This is a genomic window from Brachyspira hampsonii (genome assembly GCF_001746205.1).
GTDB classification, from domain to species: Bacteria; Spirochaetota; Brachyspiria; order Brachyspirales; family Brachyspiraceae; genus Brachyspira; species Brachyspira hampsonii_B.
This window is the reverse complement of sequence record NZ_MDCO01000012.1, coordinates 932,054-953,127: the sequence shown is the minus strand read 5'-3', so window position 1 is coordinate 953,127 and position 21,074 is coordinate 932,054. Positions and strand designations below refer to the sequence as shown.

Here is a 21,074-nt window from a genome sequence, read left to right as displayed (position 1 = left end):
CGCTATAGGTTCTTCACTATATGATTCTACTTCTTCAACAAAGAGAAGTAACACTCCAAATAGCAAAAGAGAAACAAAAAACTGAATATATAAAAGTATATGAATTACAAAAATAAAGAGGGTTAATCTATGCTAAATGAAAATATATTAAATAAAATAGGAATAAATAAGAAATGGCTTTTACCATTAAATAATGCTTTGCAAAAACACAGTATTACAGACATAAAGTAAATAAGATGAATGATGTACATGATGCAAGCAGTAAAATTAAAGATATTACTAAAATCATTGAAGATATAGCATTCCAAACTAATATACTAGCTCTTAATGCTTCTGTAGAGGCAGCAAGGGCAGGAGAACAAGGAAAAGGTTTCGCAGTTGTTGCTTCTGAAGTAAGAAACTTGGCACAAACTACTCAAACTTCAGTAAAAAGCATTACAGACTTGATTGAGAATGTTTATGAAAAAATAGATAAAGCTACAGGAACAGCTCGCGAATCTCAGGAAATATTCATAGAAATACAAAATAAAATAGATGAAGCTTCAAAAATTATGGAAGGAATAAGTAATAGTGCTGTGGAACAGCAAAATGGAATAGATCAGGTAAAAATTGCTATTTCAGAAATGGATTCTACAACTCAGAAAAATGCCGCTTTAGTAGAAGAAGCTACAGCATCTGCTGAATTGTTATTTGCTCAGTCTAAAGAATTAATGGATGCTATACATTTATTTAAACTTCCTGATGGAACTAGATAAATAAAATTATAATATAAAATTATCCTATGCTATTATTTTATGGCATAGGATAATTTTATATATTTTAGCAAAATATTATAAAAACAAAATTAATACATCAAAAAAATTTATAAGAAATCTGCTGTATATTTATATGATTTTATATATTATTTTTTGCATATAGCATTTGATATTTATTTATTTTCGTATAAAATAGCACTAAATATTTTAATATAAGGAATAATATGTCATTTACATTCAATGTATTAAAAAACAGCTGTCAAACATCAGCAAGGCTTGGAAAAATAAATATTAATGGAATAGAAATAGATACACCTGTATTTATGCCTGTAGGTACAAAAGCAACTGTGAAAGCATTGACTCCTCTTATGATAGAAGAAACGGAAAGTAAAATAATATTATCCAATACTTATCATTTAGTATTAAAACCGGGACTTGAAGTATTGAAAAAATTCGGCGGAGTCAAAAAATTTATGGGCTGGAAAGGAGCTATGCTTACGGATTCAGGCGGATTTCAGGTATTCTCTTTGGCGAAATTAAGAAAAATAAATGATAATGGAGTGGAATTCAGTTCTCATATAGATGGCTCTAAATACCTATTTACACCTAGAAGTGTAATGGAAGCAGAACATATTATAGGGGCTGACTTTATAATGTGCCTTGATGAATGTTCTAAATATGATGCTTCTTACGAATATGCCAAAGAAGCAATGCTTAGAACTCACAAATGGGCTAAAGAATGCAAAGAATATCATGACAGCACTCCAAACAGTGAATATCAGTATCTCGGCGGAATTATACAAGGCGGAATGTTTGATGATTTAAGAAAAGAAAGTGCTGAAACTTTAGTAAATATGGATTTTCCTTTTTATTCTATAGGAGGACTTTCTGTCGGTGAAACTCCTGAAAAAATGCATGATGTACTTTCCAAAGTAATGCTTTATACAGATAAAAGCAAGCCTCGTTATTTGATGGGGGTAAGCGAGCCTAGAGATATACTTAATGCTGTTATGGAGGGTATAGATATGTTTGACTGTGTCATGCCTACTAGAAATGCTAGAAATGGTGAAGCATTTACTATGAATGGTATTGTTAGAATAAGAAACTCTAAATACAGAATGGACGATACTGTGCTTGAAGAAGAATGTGATTGTTATACTTGTAAGAATTTCTCTAAAGCATATCTTAATCATTTGGATAAAACACATGAAATACTGTTTTCTATACTTATGACTATACATAATGTAAGATTTATGCAAAGATTTATGAAGGATTTAAGAAATTCTATTGAAAATGATGTATTTTCCGATTATAGAAAAGATATGATGAAAAAATTTTATTAGTTTACATATTTTTTAAAAAGTTGTATTATATACAAACAAATAATTAAGTGAGTTTATTTATGGCAGGTAAATATGATAAGCAATTAGATAAATATAATAACATTTTATCAAAAAAACCAAATGATCCTTATGCTATGGCTATGTTAGCTAGAATAGCTTTTAAAGAAAATAGAATGGATGATGCCGAAAACTATTACAGCACCATTCTGCTTAAAACACCTAAATATGCAGAAGCACTATATATGATGGGATTCATCAATATGAAAAAAAATAAATATAATACTTCTGTAAATTATTTTAATCAACTTTTGAAAACCGGTAAAAAAAATGCTTTTATATATGAATACTTATCTATAATGGATAAAAAAAATAGAAAGGAATATTTAGAAAAAGCATTGGAATTATCAAAAAATATTAAAATAAAATCTAAAGACTATAAAAGATGCTCATATATTGCTTTTCAGTCTTATGCTTGGAAAGAATATGATATATCTTTAGAATATGCCGTTTTAGCTTATGATGCAAAGCCTACAAATGATATAATCAATCTATTAGGCTGTATATATCATCATAATGGAGATTATGATAAAGCTCTTTCTCTTTTTCATGAAGTTAATGCAAATTATGAAAGTAAGAATCCTTATGTATTATGTAATATATCTTCATGCTATAATAAAAAAAATAGTAATAAAATGGCTATAAGATATTTAGAAAAAGCATTGGAAGTAAATAATAATGATAAAGTAATATACTATACTATAGGCTCTATATATGCTTCAACAGGAAATAAAAAATTAGCCATTCAAAATTTTGAACAGGCTTTAAAACTTAATGAAAATTATGAAGAAGCAAAAAAGGCTTTGGAGGCTATTAAAGAATAATATTTTATAGTAAAAAATAAATAAAAAAACTTTTAATATTAGTCAATTTAGTATATTATAAATAACTAAAATATAGTAAATTAATGGGGTATTGCAACTGTGAATTTTTTTGATTATATAAGATACAATTTATTCAATATAAGAACTCCTGAATTAGTGGAAAAAATGCGTATGGAGGAGTATTCTGACAGAATATCAAAACAAAAATATAATTTTGTGGATTTAAAAACTAAATCATTAACTGTTACTTGTGCAAAATTTATATTTGAAATGTATAAAGTAGTAGGTCCTTTACTTAATCCTTTAAAAGAGGAATTTATAGTAAAAGATGGAAAACAATTTTCGTATTATTTAATAGAAGTATCTTTTAGTGATGAGATGAAAGAATTATATTCTACATTAAATAGAGATTATATGATGTCCAAGATAGGAGAAGGACAAAATCCTAATAATGTATTTACTGAAGTAAAAAACAATTTTGTAAAATTCAAAAAATTTATAAGCGGAGAAAGCGGAAAGGAAATGAATTTAACTTTCAACTTGCTTAAAGATTTTGCACAATTATCAAATTTTGATTTCTTTCTCTTTTTGAGAGCTTTTTGTCCATCTTTTGTAGATGGTGCATACAATTCTAATCCTCAATTTAAACCTAGTTCAAATATGCAGGTAGTTGATGATTTGGTGAAATTGGATTATGCTGTAAACTCAATAGTAATAAGAAAAGAATTATTATCTGCTTTAAATATTTTTCAGCAATATTTAGGAATGCCTCCTATACCTGAAAAAAATATCAAATCATTTTTAGCGAGAGTTAAATATCTTCAGACGCCTGATATAATGCATGATATTATAGTTTATTTGCTTAAAGATTTTACTTATAAATGCAGTATTAATCCTTCTAATGTTAATATATTTGTAAATTATATAACAGATTTGACAAATAATTTAAAGAAAGATATGGATAGTATAGTTGCTGAAATTAAGAGCAGTAAAATTGCAGGAATGAGGAATAAGCTATTTAATGGTATAGAAATATTAAAAATGTCTAATGTTAATGAAGAAAAAAATGAGCAGCTTGAAAAATTTGACTGTCCTATATTTACATGTGTAGAGCCGCTTCAGTATATAAAAACATTCATTATAGAAATATTTGATATCAATTATAAAGATCCGCTTAATGATATGTTTTTAGGGGCTGAATTTGTAAGCAAAGACAGAAACTCTCAGGGACTTGATGCTTTCTATATATTAAATGATGTTAGAGAAGCTATACAAAAATTTGATACTATGCTAAGTCCTGAATCCGAAAACTTCAAGCGTTTAAAAACTTGGATAATATCAAAAAATAAAGCAAATGCTAATAAAGATTTAATAGAAACTATGGTAAATAAAATTGATACTGAAGGAAATAAAATAATTTTAAGCGTTTATAACTCTGTAATAGATTTAACTACTATAGTAAAAAATATCTTTGATGACTGTAAAAATAATACTAAGCAGGAAATTAGTAATGCAAATAAGGTTCAGTACTTACCTAAATTTAATCTTGATATAGCTCAAAACATGCTTGATGATTTTGACAATTTTATAACACTTATGAAAAACTTTGTAAGATGATATAATAAAAATGGAAAATTGCTGATGAATAAAAAACATAAAACTATTATACAGGTAGTTATAGGAATTGCCATAAGCATAATATGTTTATATTTTGCTTTTAGAGGAATTAATATAAAAGAATCTATAGAAATAGTAAAAAACATTAATGTAGTATATTTTATTATTTCCTTAATATTAAGTATAGTTATTATAGTATTAAGAGGTTTAAGATGGGAATGTTTTATTCCTTTAAAAAAGCCTATTAAAAAAAGAACTGTAATTATGGCAACTTATATTGGTTATATGGGAAATAACATACTTCCTGCTAAACTTGGCGAGGTGGCTCGTGCTTATATTTTGGGTATTAAAGAAAATGTAAGTAAGTCAGCATTAATCGCTTCAGTAGTTACTGAAAGACTTTTTGATGTTATAACAGGTGGCATTATATTAACCATATCTGTAATATTTATTCCCAACTTACCTCAGACAGTTACTTATGCTGCCATAGCTTTATTTGTTTTATCAATAATTGGCTTTTTGGTATTAATGTTTCTAGTATGGCAGAGAGAATTTGCCCATAAGGTTTTTCATAAAATTTTTGGAATACTTCCTAAAAATATAGGAGATAAATTAATTGAGTTTTCATGCAATTTTATAGACGGAATAGGATTTAAAAATGATGCCAAACATATATTTTTAATATTTCTCTATACTTTTATTTATCTTATAGGTCAAATGCTTACTATAGGATTTCTGATGATGGCTTTTAATATTAAAACTAGTCCCATAATAGCATTATTTACTTTTGCTATAGGAGGATTCGGTTTTGCAGTACCTTCTGCCCCATCAGGAATAGGACCTTTTGAATGGGCTATAATATTCGGACTTTCTCTTATAGGTGTAGAAAAAAATATAGCAGCTCCTTATGCTCTTGTATATCATATAATGGGAATTGTACCTATAGTGATAATAGGATTTATATTCTTATTTATTATGGGAGTAGATTTAAAAACTGCTACTAAATCTGATAATGAAGAAGAAAACAAAGAGAATAAGGCATAATATTATATATTGGATATTATAACTATATGCCTCTCTTTATCTTTATTTGCTAACTTTTTTATTTCTACAGTATATTTGCTTTTTGAAATATTTGCTTTTTTTAATTCTTCTTCTATTTTTTCTTTCTTACCTTTATATAAAATTAATCTTGAATTTTTTGTTTTCAGTTTATTAAATATTTTAAAAAGTACAGCTATATCTGAAAATGCTCTTGAAGTAATAGTATCATATTTTTCTTTTATCTCATAAGCATTTATACATTTCACTTCTATATTATTTAATTCTAATTTATCTTTGACCAATCTTAAAAATTCAGCCTTTTTATTTTTAGATTCGCATAATGTAAATTTTTTATTATCAAATACAATAGCAAGCGGTATAGAAGGAAGTCCTGCCCCTGAGCCTATATCTATTATATTATTATAATCAGAAAATATATCTAAAGCAAGAAGACAGTCAGCAATATGATCATTAAAAAAATCTTCTTCAGTTTTTGCTCCTGTGATATTTATATTTCTATTATAATCTATAACCAAAGAAGCATACTCTATAAGTTTTTCTTTTTTACATTCATCAATTTTTATATTATTGCTGATATTGTCTAATACAAAATCATAATGCATAAATTATTACCAGCCCAATTTTTTGGCATCTTGTTTTGCTCTATCCCCTGCAGATACATTTGTAACATTATAGCGGAGTTCTCTTTTATCAACTTTGCTTTTCATTATAAACTCTTTAGGATAAGGCATATTATTAACAGTTGTATAAGAACCCAATTCTACACTGACAACATTATCCATAAAAGCAGTAGAAAAACTTCTTACCCTGTAAGTAGATGCTGAAAAAACTATAGTATCTACCCTATCATTATAGCCTATTTGCAATGTATGCCAATTCTTTCCCAAAGTTATATTACTGCTTATTATTTTTTTAGACAAATCTATAAATTTATAATCAAGTATATCAGCATAAACCTTAGGGAAACGCATAATAGGTGCTTCCAATGCAAACTCATCAAAATTTCTCTTTAAAGGAGCCTCTGCTTCAGCTAAATCTAAAGTAAGACTATTATTATTAACTTTAGCATCAAATATAAGACTGCCTAAAAGTCCGTCAACAACATTCATATATTTATTATTGCTATTCTTATAGTAATTAACTAACATAGGCATTTGATCTAAATCATCGCCGCTGTAAAAAGCTCCGCCTGATGAGTATATGCTTGTAAAAGGAGATTTTGAAAACCTATTAAAAGCCTCTTTCATAACTTCATTTTCATTTTGACTGAATGCCAAACTAGAAATTAATAGAAATATAATAAATATTATAGTATTATTCTTTATCATTATTTATAAACCTCTTAAAAATTAATATAGAATATAAAACCTATTTATTGTTTCTCTGTTAAACTTTCGATCTTATCTTTTATTCTGTTTTCATCATAATCGAATTCTTTTTTATAGGAAGATATTGATTTTCTATAATATTTAAGTGCATTTTTATAATCATTTTTTGCATAGTAAGCATCAGCAATATGTGCATATATTTCAGCTTTGGAATCATCATCTGCATATAAAGCAGCTCTTAATAATGTTTTTAAAGCATTATCATAATCGCCTTTTTTATAATATGCAAAACCTAAAGTATCTATATAGTGAGGAGAATCAGGCTCTAATTTAACAGCATCTTTAGAAAGAAGTATAGCTTTATCCAAATCACTGCCTAATGAAACCAATGCCCAAGATAAACTATTCATATTTTCTGCTGAATTTGTATCCTGAGAGTATTTATAATTGGCATATAGTAATGCTGAATTAGTATTGTCCAATGCTAATGATGTTACATAAGGAATATTTATTCTATAATCATTAGTATTTGACTTATTATTACTGAAATATTCAAAATCTTCATTCAAGTATTTATTGGCATTAACTTCATCATTATTTATCAATGAGGCATAAGCCTTCAAATAACTGTAGGAATATTTTTCTTTTTCATATTTTTCAATACTCTTTATAGCAAGTTCGCTTTCTCCTATATCGCTTGCTGTCAATACCAATGATACTAATTCATTTTCTTTTATATTATTATTATTTAACGATAAATATTTATTTAACATCTCTTTTGATGAATTGAAATCATTTTGATTTTTAAACTCTAAAGCTGCCTGTAAATATAAATTATTAAATTTTCCGCTATTATCATAGCTTATTAAATTATCTATATGTTTAGGCAAAGCATCTATATTTTTAATCATCAAATAAAATGATATTATATCCATTTCAGAATTCATTTTATTTTCTTTGCTTCCTATTTCATAAATCATTTTATAATATGCTTGTATAATATCTAAATCAATTTCTCTTCTGTCTAAATCAGTTTCTATTATATTAAGAGCATTACTGTATCCAGAAGTCTTAGCTTCAGTAATTATAGACAATATTTTAGGAGTATTATGGCTTGAAGTGTCTATTTCATTAAATAATTTTTCATCATATTTGTCAGACATAAAACTTAAATATGCACTCAAAAATAAACCATCTTCTATACTAATACTATTAGAATAAGCCTCATCATATTTTTCTAAAGCCTGATAACTTTTTACTATACCATAAGAAGCAGTATATTTATCCGCCGGAGATAATTGTACATTTTCTAATTTTTTGAATCTATTTACAGCACTAGAAAATCTGCTTAAATAAAACTCACTCATACCATAATAAAAATTATAATAGTTTAAATAATTGTTATTATTACTTGATTTTTTAGTTTCATCTACTTTTGAAAAATAATATACCGCTTTATCTAGTTCTCTTTTTTGATAATGTGTATAGCCTAATAATATTAAAACATCATTATATGAATTATCTATCTCATAAGCTGTTTCCAAATAATATCTTGCCTTATCAATATTATTCATAATAAATATATTTCTTTCTGCCGCTTTAAACAATATATCAATATCATCAGGAGAATCAAAAACTAATCCGTCATAAATTTTTGAACTCTCATAATATTCCCCCAAAGCCTCATGCGTTTCAGCCAATGTTATATATATCTCTTTATTTTGCACATATTTAACAACTTCCTGAAGTATTACTTTAGCACTTTCCAAATCCTTTATAGTTTGTTCATCTGCTGTTTTTCTAGCTAATGCACGTTCTTTATAATACAAAGCTAAAGTATATGCCGCTTTCGCTTCCTCTTCGCTTTTTATATATTTAGAATCTTTAAAAACATTTCCATCTTCTTTATTTGATTGAGAAAATAAGTGAAATGCACTAAATATAAAAATAGATAATATAATACAGAATTTTCTAATAAACATAATAATTACAACTCCGTGAATAATTTTAATATATATCAATACAAAAAACAAGACTTTAAATTTGAAATATAATACTTTATTTATTCATTATTATTTGCAGTACTTTCAGATTCGCTTTGTACTAATTCTTTTGTGAATGCTTTTTCTAATAAATCTTCCAATCTCTTATTGGTATAAAAATCAGCCTTAACTTTTGCAACTATTTCTAATGTATTTTTTCTAGGTATCTTTACAGTTTCACCCATAAATATATTATAATTGTTTTTCATAAGTTTTATAGTTTCATATCCCATAAGAACTGCAACCAAACAAAAATGCCTGTAGCCTAATGCTTTTTTATCTATTGCCATAATATATTCTATAGAATTTTGAAACTCATTCATAGCAGATTCTATCATTTTTACTAAAATTTCCATAGATTTATCCATATAAGCCCCATCTTCAAAATAAGGAGCCGGATTCTCATTTTCAAATAAACTTAAAGGCCAAAAAACTCTTTTCTCTCTATAATCTAATTTGGCATCTTTAATAATATTAACTTTCTGTAAAAATCTACCCAAGCTCTTAGCTTTCTCTCTGTCCAATTCTAAATTATCCAATATCTTTGTAAGCTCACTAAGATAAAGTCCGACAGTACCGGCAACATAATAACAATAATCATCTAAATCCTCAAATGTTGATATAACATGATCCTGATAATAAACCATACCATATCCCATTTCTCTTAAATATGAAATAGATATATTTTTTATTTCCTGCTTAAAAGTAAAAAATGATTTAAGAACTACATCTATATTTTCTATTAAAACTTTATCATTTTCATTTATAGTATGCTCTATCACTACATTTTTTAAATTTTCTAAATTATCAGTATTTTCTGATTTTAATATATTTATAAATCCTGTTATTAATGTTTCCTTATCCTGTATTGTATGGCTTGAATCCTCTATAGTATCTATTATTCTAGCAAGCAAATATTGAACTTCAACCTTATTTTTTTTATTCTTATCCAATAGAGGTATAGTCAAAGCAAAACTTCTTGAAACTAAATCTAGTAAATATTTCGTATTAATTTTTGTTGCCATATATTTTTCCTGAATTTTTATTTTGTTTTTTTTAGTAAAGATACACAATGAACTGCTATGCCTTCTCCTCTGCCTATAGAATCCATTTTTTCATTAGTTTTAGCTTTTATCGAAACATTTTCTATATCAGTTTTAAGAATTTTGGATAGATTTTCTCTCATAGTATCTATATATTTTCTTAATTTTGGTTTTTCCAATATAATCGTAATATCAGTATTTGATATTTCATAGTTTTTTTCCTGCATAATTGAAACTGTTTTTTCTAATAGGACTATAGAAGAAATATCTTTATATTGTTCGTCATTATCAGGAAAATGACTTCCTATATCCCCTAATGCCAAAGCCCCTAATATAGAGTCTATCAAAGCATGAATAACTGCATCAGCATCTGAATGACCTTTTAATCCTAATTCATAAGGGATTTCTATTCCGGACAATATCAATTTACGATTATCAGCAAATACATGTGAATCGTATCCATAGCCTATTCTCATTTACTAATATCCTTGATTATAAGTGTTTAAATTATACTAAAATAGATTAATTTGTCAAATTATTTTATATTTTGAAATAAACAATAAAGTATTATTTGTATAATAAAATAGATGATAATTTTATACTAAAAATAAAAAAAACTAAAATTTACATATACTAGTTGAATGCATACAAAAAATTTATATAATACTATACATAGAATAATAAAAATTATATAAAACAAATGGAGAAAAAAATGAAAAAAATAGGTCTCTTACCTAGAATTATTATAGGTATAATTTTAGGTATATTAGTCGGTATGTTTCTTCCCGCACCTATAGTTAGAATATTTGTAACTATAAGTGCAATATTCAGTTTATTTTTAAACTTTATTATACCTTTGATGGTCGTAACATTTATAGGTTATGGTATTGCTAATTTAACAGAAGGAGCCCCTAAATTAATAGGTATTACAGTTATTATATCTTATGCTTCCACATTGATAGCAGGAAGTATAGCATTTTTTGTAGCTTCTAATCTTTTTCCTACACTTTTGGGTTCAGCTACTTTAAGCAATGTAAAATTAGAATCTGGTTTGGAAAGTTATTTCACTATACCTCTTAAACCATTATTTGATGTTACATCAGCTGTAATATTTGCTTTTATATTAGGTATAGGTATCACTTTATTAAGACCTAAAGGACAGGGAGCAGAATTATTTTCTATAGTAAAAGATTCTGAAGAGGTTATACAAACTATATTAAAAAATATCATTATTCCTATACTTCCTCTTCATATTTTAGGTACATTTGCTAATTTGGCTTATGCAGGAAGCATACAGCATATTATAGTAATATTTGCTAAAGTATTTGTTGTTGTTATTATTCTTCATTTGCTTTATATAACCGCTTTATTTGTAATTTCCGGTGCTATAGGAAAGAAATCTCCTATAATGCTTATAAAAAATCAAATACCGCCTTACTTTACAGCTATAGGTACTCAAAGCAGTGCTGCCACTATACCTGTTAGCTTAATAGCAGCTGAGAAAAACGGAGTATCAGAACAAATAAGAAAATTTGTAATACCTCTTTGTGCTACTATACACTTGGCAGGTTCTATGATTACATTAACTTGCTGTTCTACTGCTGTTATATTAATATTAGGACAAAGTCCTACTTATAGTTCAATACTTCCTTTTATACTTATGTTAGGTATAGCTATGGTTGCTGCTCCTGGTGCTCCTGGAGGTGCTGTTATGAGTGCTTTGCCTTTCTTATATATGATTGGAATAACAGGAGAAGAATTACAGGGCTTAATGATAGCATTATATTTAACTCAAGATTCATTTGGTACTGCTGCTAATGTATCTGGTGATAATGCTATAGCAGTATTTGTTGATTGGTTCTATCAAACTAAAATAAAAAAAGATGCAGCTTGATTTTATTTAATTATTTAAATTAGAATGAGAATATAAAAAAGACGGTTTCTTAAAGTTTTAGGAAGCTGTCTTTTTTATTATATGTTTTAATAACATATTCCAGCCTTTTTACTTATAAACTAAATATGAATTTTGATTTTTTTGAAGATAAAACTAGAAATTGAACTACAATTTAAATGGCGTGTATGTAATAAAGATTTTAAAATTCAATTACATTTCCCACCCTTTATATTTTTTATCTTATATCTCATTTTTGTATTACTTTTATAAGATTTAATTAACCGTGCGTTATATAGAATAATAAATATTTATATACTGCCAAATCTTTTTTGAATCTTTGAGTGAACGCACAAAAAACAGATAAATAAAAACTGATAAAATATTCATTAAAAAAGTTCATCAGCTAGATTTAATTATTCAATGCTTATTATTTAATATTCATATCTACAATAACTTTGAAGCGTTTGCAAATCTATAAATAAAATTCTACACATCATAAATATTTGTACAAGTTTTATATTTAATAGCTAGATAGTAACAATATAAAATTATTAATAAATGAAATTGCATGAATTAAGAATAAGCTAATAAATTTTCATTAATTATAAACCTTCAAAACCCTAGTCTTTTTTTTTGCAACTTTGACGAAGTCCCCTGCGACCGAAGGAAGTACTGTTAAGTATGGGGTGCGACAAAAAAAGTTGATAAGATATTCATTAAATAAAAACTTTGTCAAACATTTATACATTTATTTTTATTAATATTCTCCATATCAAATACTAGGAATTGAAGCGTTTTGAATATTAATATTTTTTATCAAAAATAAGCAATTAAAATTTTTTGAATATTAGTATTGTTTCATACTATTTTAGAAAAAATATAATTCATAAATTAAAATTCTAATGCAAATAAAAAAGCATGCATAAATTAATATGCATGCTCTTTAATTCAAATTATATAATCTTTAATCTCTGCTTCTAAACTTAGCTAAAAGTTTTAATATCTCTAAATAAAGCCATACTAAAGTAACAAGAAGTCCGAAAGCAGCATACCACTCAAAATATTTAGGCATATTATACTGCTCTCCTTTCTCCATAAAATCAAAATCCAAAAGAAGATTGAAAGAAGCAATAAGAACTATTACTATACTTATTCCAATACTTAAAGGACTTGAACCATACAAGAAAGGTATTCTAGCACCAAAAAATGACATTATAAAATTAACTAAATATACAAGACCTATACATAAAGTAGATACCATAATCACACTTCTCAATTTTTCTGTTACTCTTATTATTCTAAATCTGTATAAAACTAACATTATAAATAAATCTAAAAATGTAAGAAATACAGCCTGAACAACTATACCATCATAAGCAGCATTAAATACATAGGAAACCGCCCCTATAGCAATACCTTCAAGTATAGCATAAAGTATAGAAAAAACTTTAGATAATTCTTTTTTGAAAGTCATTATCAAAGCTAAAACAAAAGCACCTATAGATGATCCTAAAGCTGCAGGATAAAGAAATTCAGGATTAGAAGCTAAAACAAAGAATACACTTACCATAGCTGAAAGCATTAATATCAATGTAAGTATTATTGATTTGTTAATTGCCCCATTAAGTGTCATCGCATTTTCATTTTCATAACTTGATGCATAATTAAATGCCTTATCTGATAAAACAGGATTTGCCATAATTAAAAACCTCCAAAATTATTTTTACTTAATTATTTATTATACAATAAGTTTAATAAAATACTAGTATAAAGTATAACTAATTATTTTGAATAAAGTAATATTTTTTATATTTTTATGATAAAAGTATAAATATAATTCTTATAAGAAAAATTAAATTTATTCATCTTCCTCATATTTTACTATTTTCTTTATAAGAATTGCAGCAATTAAAGTTAAAACAAGTAATATAAGTTTATTAAAAATTACTGATATTAGCTGAATGATTATAAATGCTATTAAAAAAGATACAGCATATTTTGAAAAAGTATTTGGAAGATAAGAAGCATTTTCTAATTTAAGATTATAAATAACTAAAGTAAGGGGTATAATAATTATAATACTAAATATAGAACCAGAAATAACCATAATCTTTTTCTTTTCTTTCTCCATTATTCACAAACCTCCAAAATGATTTTTATTATATAATAAATAAAAATAGCTATATAATGTATATATAAACTGATTATTTTGAATAAAGTAATATTTTCAATATATCATAAATATAATCTGTATAAATTAGTATGCATTTATAATAAAATAGTTTTATACTAATCTTTCATTCTCTTTTTAATTATTCTAATTATAATAAAACATACCAATATAGCAACGATAAAAGGAATAGCAAAAATAAAAGAAATACTAGGAGGAGCAGAAGCCCCATCAAATTTAACTGCATAGAACATATAACCATAATTAAAAGCAACTACAGTAACCATCATATAAGAAAATAGATAAGCTATAATTTTAATAATTTTTATAATTCTTTCTTTGTTATTCATAGATTATCCATAATAAATATATAAATAAAAAAATCCCAACAGAAAAAATCTATTGGGATAAAATATATAATATATACCCGGCAACGTTCTACTCTCCCGTAAAGCTACCCTTACAGTACCATTGACGATGAAAGGCTTAACTGCCGTGTTCGGAATGGGAACGGGTGTATCACTTTCTCTATGGTCACCGAAATAATATTAGCAAATTAAAAGAACAAAGTTTTAAGTATCTTTGTCAGATATATAAGAGCGTAGATGTCTCATTCTACTTTATCTATTATGATCTCTTTTTATAAGAAGAAAACGATAATATGGTCAAGTCATTGGTCTGATTAGTGCTGCTCAGCTGAACAGGTATTTCTTCCCTGCTTACACTTGCAGTCTATCAACGTCGTAGTCTCCAACGAAACTCATAGGGAAAATTAATCTTGAAGGAGGCTTCCCACTTAGATGCTTTCAGCGGTTATCCCGTCCGCACATAGCTACTCTGCGATGCTCTTGGCAGAACAACAGATACACCAGCGGTGCGTTCATTCCGGTCCTCTCGTACTAAGAATGACTCTTCTCAACTTTCCAACGCCCACAACGGATAGGGACCAAACTGTCTCACGACGTTCTGAACCCAGCTCGCGTACCGCTTTAATTGGCGAACAGCCAAACCCTTGGGACCTGCTCCAGCCCCAGGATGCGATGAGCCGACATCGAGGTGCCAAACCTCCCCGTCGATATGAACTCTTGGGGGAGATAAGCCTGTTATCCCCGGAGTACCTTTTGTCCGTTTAGCGATGGCCCTTCCACTCGGGACCACCGGATCACTAAGACCTACTTTCGTACCTGCTCGAGATGTCTCTCTCGCAGTCAAGCCACCTTATGCCTTTATACTCTACTACCGATTTCTATTCGGTTTGAGGTGACCTTTGCACGCCTCCGTTACTCTTTAGGAGGCGACCGCCCCAGTCAAACTACCCGCCTGACAATGTCCGACTGCCGGATAACGGCTAATCGTTAGAATCCCATTTTGCGAAGGATGGTATTTCAACGATGGCTCCATGAAAGCTGGCGCTCCCACTTCAAAGCCTCCCATCTATCCTACACATCACAAAACAAAACTCAATGTCAAGTTATAGTAAAGGTTCACGGGGTCTTTCCGTCCTGTTGCGGGTAATCAGCATCTTCACTGATAATTCAATTTCACCGAGTTCTTCCCCGAGACAGTGCCCGGATCGTTACACCATTCGTGCAGGTCGGAACTTACCCGACAAGGAATTTCGCTACCTTAGGACCGTCATAGTTACGGCCGCCGTTTACTGGGGCTTCAATTCGAAGCTTCGCTTACGCTAACCTCTCCTTTTAACCTTCCAGCACTGGGCAGGTGTCAATCCCTATACATCCATTTACATGTTTGCAGAGATCTGTGTTTTTGTTAAACAGTCGGCCAGGCCTTTTCACTGCGACTCTCCTCTCAATATTGCTACCAAGATTCAAGCGTCTCTTTTTCCGAAGTTACAAGACTAATTTGCAGAGTTCCTTAGGGAAGATTATCTCGAGCGCCTTAGAATACTCATCTCACCCACCTGTGTCGGTTTGCGGTACGATTATGACATGCCTAACCTTAGAAATTATTTCTCGACAGCCTAGCTCACGCAACTTCCTGAACCCGAAAGCCCAGTCACTATCCAGCCTCAACCTTAAAGCAACAAGCATTTTACTCATCACAAGTCTAAACTGTTTGACGTTATCTACCAATCTAACGCGTACGCAAACAATCTGTGTCATTCCATCGAAACATATCATAGTACAGGAATATTTACCTGTTTCCCATCGACTACGCTTTTCAGCCTCATCTTAGGGGTCGACTAACCCTAGGCAGATTAGCTTTACCTAGGAAACCTTGGGTTTGCGGCGAACGGGTTTCTCACCCGTTTTCTCGTTACTCATGCCTGCATCCTCACTTCTTATACCTCCAGTCCACCTCACGGTAAACCTTCGACGGCTTAAAGAACGCTCTCCTACCAATTATAGATTAACTCTATAATTCCCTAGCTTCGGTACTATGTTTGAGCCCCGTTACATTTTCGGCGCAAGAACACTCGACCAGTGAGCTGTTACGCACTCTTTAAAGGAATGGCTGCTTCTAAGCCAACCTCCTGGCTGTTTAAGTATTCTCACATCCTTTCCCACTTAACATAGATTTTGGGACCTTAGCTGAGGATCTGGGCTGTTTCCCTTTTGACAATGACGCTTATCCGCCGCTGTCTAACTGCCATGTTCTTAACTTACGGTATTCGGAGTTTAGTTGGGTTTGGTACTCGGTTAGGAGCCCTAGTCCATTTAGTGCTCTACCCCCGCAAGTAAACACATAACGCTGCCCCTAAAGACATTTCGGAGAGAACCAGCTATCTCCAAGTTTGATTAGCCTTTCACTCCTACCCACAAGTCATCCAAAGCCTTTTCACGGCCACTGGTTCGCACCTCCATTCGATGTTACTCGAGTTTCGCACTGCTCATAGGTAGATCACTTGGCTTCGGGTCGTATAGCATGCAACTAATTTCGCCCTATTAAGGCTCGCTTTCACTACGACTACAAGGCTATTACCTCTTAATCTTGCTACATACTATAAGTCGCAGGCTCATTCTACAAAAGGCACGCCATCAGGCCTTCTACTATTGCTAGCAGGGTTCCCTCTGACTACTTGTAAGCTTAAGGTTTCAGGTTCTATTTAATAACCCTCAACGGGAGACTTTTCACCTTTCCCTCACGGTACTCTACACTATTGGTCACTGGTTAGTATTTTGCCTTGGATAGTGGTCTACCCAGATTCAAACAGGGTTTCACGTGCCCCGCCCTACTCAGGAACGATAAAACCTTGTCTATATGATTTCATGTACGGGACTATCACCCACTATGGTCTGCTTTTCCAAAACAATTCCATTATCATATAAAGCAAAGTCGATGCATGTAAGTACATCACTTACCGCCCTACAACACCATAACAACAACGTCTTACAACTTGACATTATTAAGGTTTAGGCTCTTCCCCTTTCGCTCGCCACTACTTAGGGAATCTCAATTTTGATTACTTTTCCTCCAGGTACTTAGATGTTTCAGTTCCCTGGGTGTCGCTTCATAAACCTATGGATTCAGTTTATGATATAGAAGGTTTACTTCTATAGGTTTTCCCATTCGGTGATCTACGGATCATAGAATATTTGCTTCTCCCCGTAGCTTATCGCAGCTTGTCACGACCTTCATCGCCTTCCAGTGCCTAGGCATCCACCTTAAGCCCTTACTTACTTGACCATATTATCCTTTTCTTCTTTATTATTAATACAAAAGTAAAGCTAATATATCAAATTGAATGAGACTTTTAGCTAATTAAAGCTGTTTCTTATCTAATTCTTTAGTAACGCTCCGCTTAATTTTTTCTACTCTAAGACACACAATCTAATTGTGTTTTCTTTATCTAGTGAAGATTTTTATAATTGCTGATTTCCGTTTATGTTGGAAAAAACTTTCTAAAAATCTACGCTCTCATATATCTGTCAAAGAACTTTAAGTTTTTTTTGTTTCTCAGTTGGTGTTTCGTTTCTTTCGTTTTGTTTTTTGTTTCTCATCAACTGTTTTATTATTATAGCATACGATTAAAAAAACGCAATAGCTTGAAAAGCCTATTTCACCCTAAAATCGATATATAAACAAAAATAAATACAAAATATAATACATTTTATACAAAAATTAAGCCTGTAGAAAATTAAAAGTTATAAAAACGATTTTTGACGCCCAAATTTTTAGCTAATTTTATAAATTTCTTTGAAATTCCAAATTAAATTTGGAATTTATCTATTAAAAAATAAAAAACTAGCATATTTTAAAAAAATAATATATAATTTTTTCAATAAGTATAATAAACATTTGAAAAGAGAGTTATTATTATGAGTGTAAACATTGAAGAAAATGGAAATTTAAAATTAAATACTGGAAGTATTGTTTTTTATGAAGGAGAAAATGTAAAAAACATATCAATAGTAACAAGAGGAGAAATAGATGTTTATATTTCTTCAAAAGAGATTTTAGGTATAGAAGATGAAAATGAAGTTATGAGATACAGCTGCAGATTATTTTCAATACCTAAAAATATTATGCTTGGTATAGGAAGCTACAAATCAAATTCCAAATATATGTTTTCTTTTAAAGCAAAAAATGATACAGAAATATATGCCGTAAAAACACCAAATCAAGAATATGTGAAAAGTTTTTTTAAAGTTAATAAACCATATCTTACAAGTATGTATCATTCTATAGCATACCTGATACTAAAATCCTATGAAGAATATATTAAAATAAAAAAAATAAATTCTGATATAAAAATGATATCATCAAATCTTGCTGTTATATATTTTAATTTGCAGCAAAATAAATCAAAAAACATTAAATCAGAAATCTTTAAAAGTTATAAAGAAATTTATGATGATTCTATAAACTCTGGTTTTAATTTTCCTGTTTCTTTTGATATAGATTTCATAAGAGCAGATCATTCTGAAATATATATGCATAATAAAAATCAGTTAATAGAAAATACAGAAAAATTAGAATTTGAAATTGATTATGTAAGAAGATTTTTAACTATGCCTAAAGAAATTAAAAATCAGTTTTTTTCTTATGATGAAAATATGAGTTTAGATGCTTCTCATATGCTCTATGAAAATTTAAAAACAATATCATCCCTATTGAAAACGGAAATAGTTGAAGCTATAGAAAACATACTTTTTTTATCTTCTAATGAAGAAGAGTCTTTATTTGGAGAGTATACTAAAACCGCTCTTGATTTAGATAAACAGGGAAAAGATAATGAAGTATGGGTTAAATATATAATATTTATGTCCAATATTATAAAAGATATTTATAATAAAATTAAAACTGAATATGATTATGACCTTAATATAGATATTGATGAGATAGATTCCATAATAAGAAGAATATCAGCAAATTCTATAATACAGCCTGGTGAAAATGCATCTATGGGTAATGAAATTGATAGTATTAAAGTTACTCTTGGATTTGAAGAATTACCGGCAGAAGTAAAAAATCCTACTAAGAAATTAATAGAAATGTCTGGAATTGATGATACTAAAGCTAAAAATTTTATGAAATCTTTGCAGGCATTTAGAAAATTAAGAGATAAATTCAGTACAGATGATGATGTAAGAAAAATAAGAAGAGGCGTTTCAAGCGTATTCTTCGAAATATACAAAGAAATTGCTAAAAGAGCAATAATAAACGGAGAAAACAGCAAACTTGTAAAAATGTTTTTAAACTTCGGATATATGGATGATCAGCTGCTTACTCCTAATCAAATAATGGATCTTTATGAAATAAAAGATAAAAGTAAAACTAAAAGAATAAATGTATTTTATATAGACGAATGGCTTCAAAAAATTTATGATAAAGAAGAGCCGCCTTCTGTTAATGGATTCGGTCAGGATTATAGAGAGGCTTTAAGAGAATTAAAAAAACGAGGTACTATAAATGATAAGGAATTAGAAGATCATTGGGAAAGTTCTTCTAAAAGACTTGAATATGAAGTTGATAATATGATCGAAACTACTCATAGATTATGTTACGGACAAGTGAGCGTGTACTTCCCTATACTGCACAAAGATATGATAACTAAAGATTTTGAAAGAGCATTAATCAGAAGAGATGTTATGGAAAAGTCTATAAAAGATATAACAGATATAGATTTTTCAGCATTCTATAGGGAGGTATTGTATAAAAATAAAGAATTAAATATAGAAAAAGAATTAGTTATGCAGGAAGTGCTTCCTAATATAATACTTATGCCTACATTTGGTTCTAGGGCTATAATGTGGGAAGAACTTTCAAGCAGACAAAAAAATAGCACAGGAAGATTTTTATTTCCAATATTCACTTCTGAAGATATAGATTCTTTATTAATACCTACTATTGGAGCTTTCAGATGGGAATTATGTAAAACTATGCTTGGTCCGGCTTGGAATGATATTACTCAAATGTCTATTACTTCTGAGTACAGTGATTATGTTCAGTTCTACAAGAAAAACAGAGGTCTTTCAGATGAAGCTAAAGAAAAATTAAAAGTACAAATTAAAAAATGCAGAAACAATCTTAGAGAAGTATTCGTAACTGATTATAATTTATGGATAAAATATGAGAGCAAAGGTATTATGAGACTTAACAGAGTTGCAAGAGGTATATTATACAGACAGGTTCCTTTTGCTAAAAGCATAAGGGCAGAACTTGAAAAACAGCCTATGTATACAGAAATAGCTAACAGATTTAAAAACATAAGAAATAAAAAAGCTACTGAATTGGAAAATAGATACTTCAAATTCACAAAATCAGGAAATCCTCTTCCAGATGAATTGCAGCATAACATAGATTTCTACAAAATTATGTAAAAGTCATATTATAAAAAATTGTAACCCCTGAAATTCTTAATGAAATTTCAGGGGTTTTATTTTTTAATAAAAAATTATATTAAAATAAATAATAATAATTATTATAAAATAATACAAAATTTTCATCTTTTATAAATCATAATTATAA

Annotated in this window: 14 protein-coding genes, 2 rRNA genes and 1 pseudogene; 7 read left to right on the top strand and 10 right to left on the bottom strand. The window is 28.9% G+C overall.

The window, feature by feature from the left end:
* Positions 1 to 245 precede the first annotated feature (245 nt).
* The 5 genes and pseudogenes from BFL38_RS13220 to BFL38_RS13200 form a co-directional block, all read left to right on the top strand.
* A pseudogene (locus BFL38_RS13220) lies at positions 246 to 755 on the top strand (methyl-accepting chemotaxis protein); the annotation flags it as partial.
* A gap of 224 nt (positions 756 to 979) precedes the next feature.
* Positions 980 to 2,098 (top strand): tRNA guanosine(34) transglycosylase Tgt, encoded by a 1,119-nt coding sequence (tgt, locus tag BFL38_RS13215; protein ID WP_069727456.1) that lies wholly within the window; start codon positions 980 to 982, stop codon positions 2,096 to 2,098.
* A gap of 59 nt (positions 2,099 to 2,157) precedes the next feature.
* On the top strand, positions 2,158 to 2,979 hold the full coding sequence (locus tag BFL38_RS13210; protein ID WP_069727455.1) for a tetratricopeptide repeat protein: 822 nt from the start codon (positions 2,158 to 2,160) through the stop codon (positions 2,977 to 2,979).
* A gap of 99 nt (positions 2,980 to 3,078) precedes the next feature.
* Entirely contained in the window at positions 3,079 to 4,596 is a 1,518-nt protein-coding gene (locus tag BFL38_RS13205; protein WP_069727454.1) for a DUF5312 family protein, read from the top strand.
* A 24-nt stretch (positions 4,597 to 4,620) separates the two neighbouring features.
* Complete coding sequence (locus BFL38_RS13200; protein WP_069727453.1) at positions 4,621 to 5,640, top strand: lysylphosphatidylglycerol synthase transmembrane domain-containing protein; 1,020 nt, start codon at positions 4,621 to 4,623, stop codon at positions 5,638 to 5,640.
* 2 nt (positions 5,641 to 5,642) lie between these two features.
* Here BFL38_RS13200 and rsmG read toward each other — a convergent pair whose 3' ends face one another.
* From rsmG to ispF, 5 genes are all read right to left on the bottom strand, one after another.
* A complete protein-coding gene (gene rsmG / locus BFL38_RS13195; RefSeq protein WP_069727452.1) occupies positions 5,643 to 6,263 on the bottom strand; it encodes a 16S rRNA (guanine(527)-N(7))-methyltransferase RsmG in 621 nt (206 codons plus the stop codon).
* Between the two features lie 6 nt (positions 6,264 to 6,269).
* Positions 6,270 to 6,989 (bottom strand): hypothetical protein, encoded by a 720-nt coding sequence (locus BFL38_RS13190; RefSeq protein WP_069727451.1) that lies wholly within the window; start codon positions 6,987 to 6,989, stop codon positions 6,270 to 6,272.
* 44 nt (positions 6,990 to 7,033) lie between these two features.
* Positions 7,034 to 8,971: a tetratricopeptide repeat protein gene (locus tag BFL38_RS13185; RefSeq protein ID WP_069727450.1), complete on the bottom strand. Its 1,938-nt coding sequence runs from the start codon at positions 8,969 to 8,971 to the stop codon at positions 7,034 to 7,036.
* An 80-nt stretch (positions 8,972 to 9,051) separates the two neighbouring features.
* Complete coding sequence (locus BFL38_RS13180; protein ID WP_069727489.1) at positions 9,052 to 10,056, bottom strand: squalene/phytoene synthase family protein; 1,005 nt, start codon at positions 10,054 to 10,056, stop codon at positions 9,052 to 9,054.
* Between the two features lie 17 nt (positions 10,057 to 10,073).
* Positions 10,074 to 10,550, bottom strand: coding sequence for a 2-C-methyl-D-erythritol 2,4-cyclodiphosphate synthase (ispF, locus tag BFL38_RS13175; RefSeq protein ID WP_069727449.1), 477 nt, complete (start codon positions 10,548 to 10,550; stop codon positions 10,074 to 10,076).
* A gap of 236 nt (positions 10,551 to 10,786) precedes the next feature.
* Between ispF and BFL38_RS13170 the strand changes: the two genes are divergently transcribed.
* Positions 10,787 to 11,968: a cation:dicarboxylate symporter family transporter gene (locus BFL38_RS13170; protein WP_069727448.1), complete on the top strand. Its 1,182-nt coding sequence runs from the start codon at positions 10,787 to 10,789 to the stop codon at positions 11,966 to 11,968.
* A 964-nt stretch (positions 11,969 to 12,932) separates the two neighbouring features.
* On the opposite strand, the gene BFL38_RS13165 is transcribed toward BFL38_RS13170, so the two are convergent.
* The 5 genes from BFL38_RS13165 to BFL38_RS13145 all read right to left on the bottom strand — a co-directional run bounded on the left by BFL38_RS13165 (position 12,933) and on the right by BFL38_RS13145 (position 17,789).
* A complete protein-coding gene (locus BFL38_RS13165; protein ID WP_069727447.1) occupies positions 12,933 to 13,667 on the bottom strand; it encodes a Bax inhibitor-1/YccA family protein in 735 nt (244 codons plus the stop codon).
* 159 nt (positions 13,668 to 13,826) lie between these two features.
* Positions 13,827 to 14,099 (bottom strand): hypothetical protein, encoded by a 273-nt coding sequence (locus BFL38_RS13160; protein ID WP_069727446.1) that lies wholly within the window; start codon positions 14,097 to 14,099, stop codon positions 13,827 to 13,829.
* Between the two features lie 158 nt (positions 14,100 to 14,257).
* Positions 14,258 to 14,488, bottom strand: coding sequence for a hypothetical protein (locus BFL38_RS13155; protein WP_069727445.1), 231 nt, complete (start codon positions 14,486 to 14,488; stop codon positions 14,258 to 14,260).
* Positions 14,489 to 14,563: 75 nt separating this feature from the next.
* A 5S ribosomal RNA gene (gene rrf, locus BFL38_RS13150) occupies positions 14,564 to 14,680 on the bottom strand.
* Between the two features lie 119 nt (positions 14,681 to 14,799).
* Positions 14,800 to 17,789 (bottom strand): 23S ribosomal RNA (locus BFL38_RS13145).
* Between the two features lie 632 nt (positions 17,790 to 18,421).
* Between BFL38_RS13145 and BFL38_RS13140 the strand changes: the two genes are divergently transcribed.
* The gene (locus BFL38_RS13140) at positions 18,422 to 20,926 is read left to right on the top strand and encodes a DUF8509 domain-containing protein (RefSeq protein WP_069727444.1); all 2,505 of its coding nucleotides are present in this window, start codon (positions 18,422 to 18,424) and stop codon (positions 20,924 to 20,926) included.
* Positions 20,927 to 21,074: the final 148 nt, after the last annotated feature.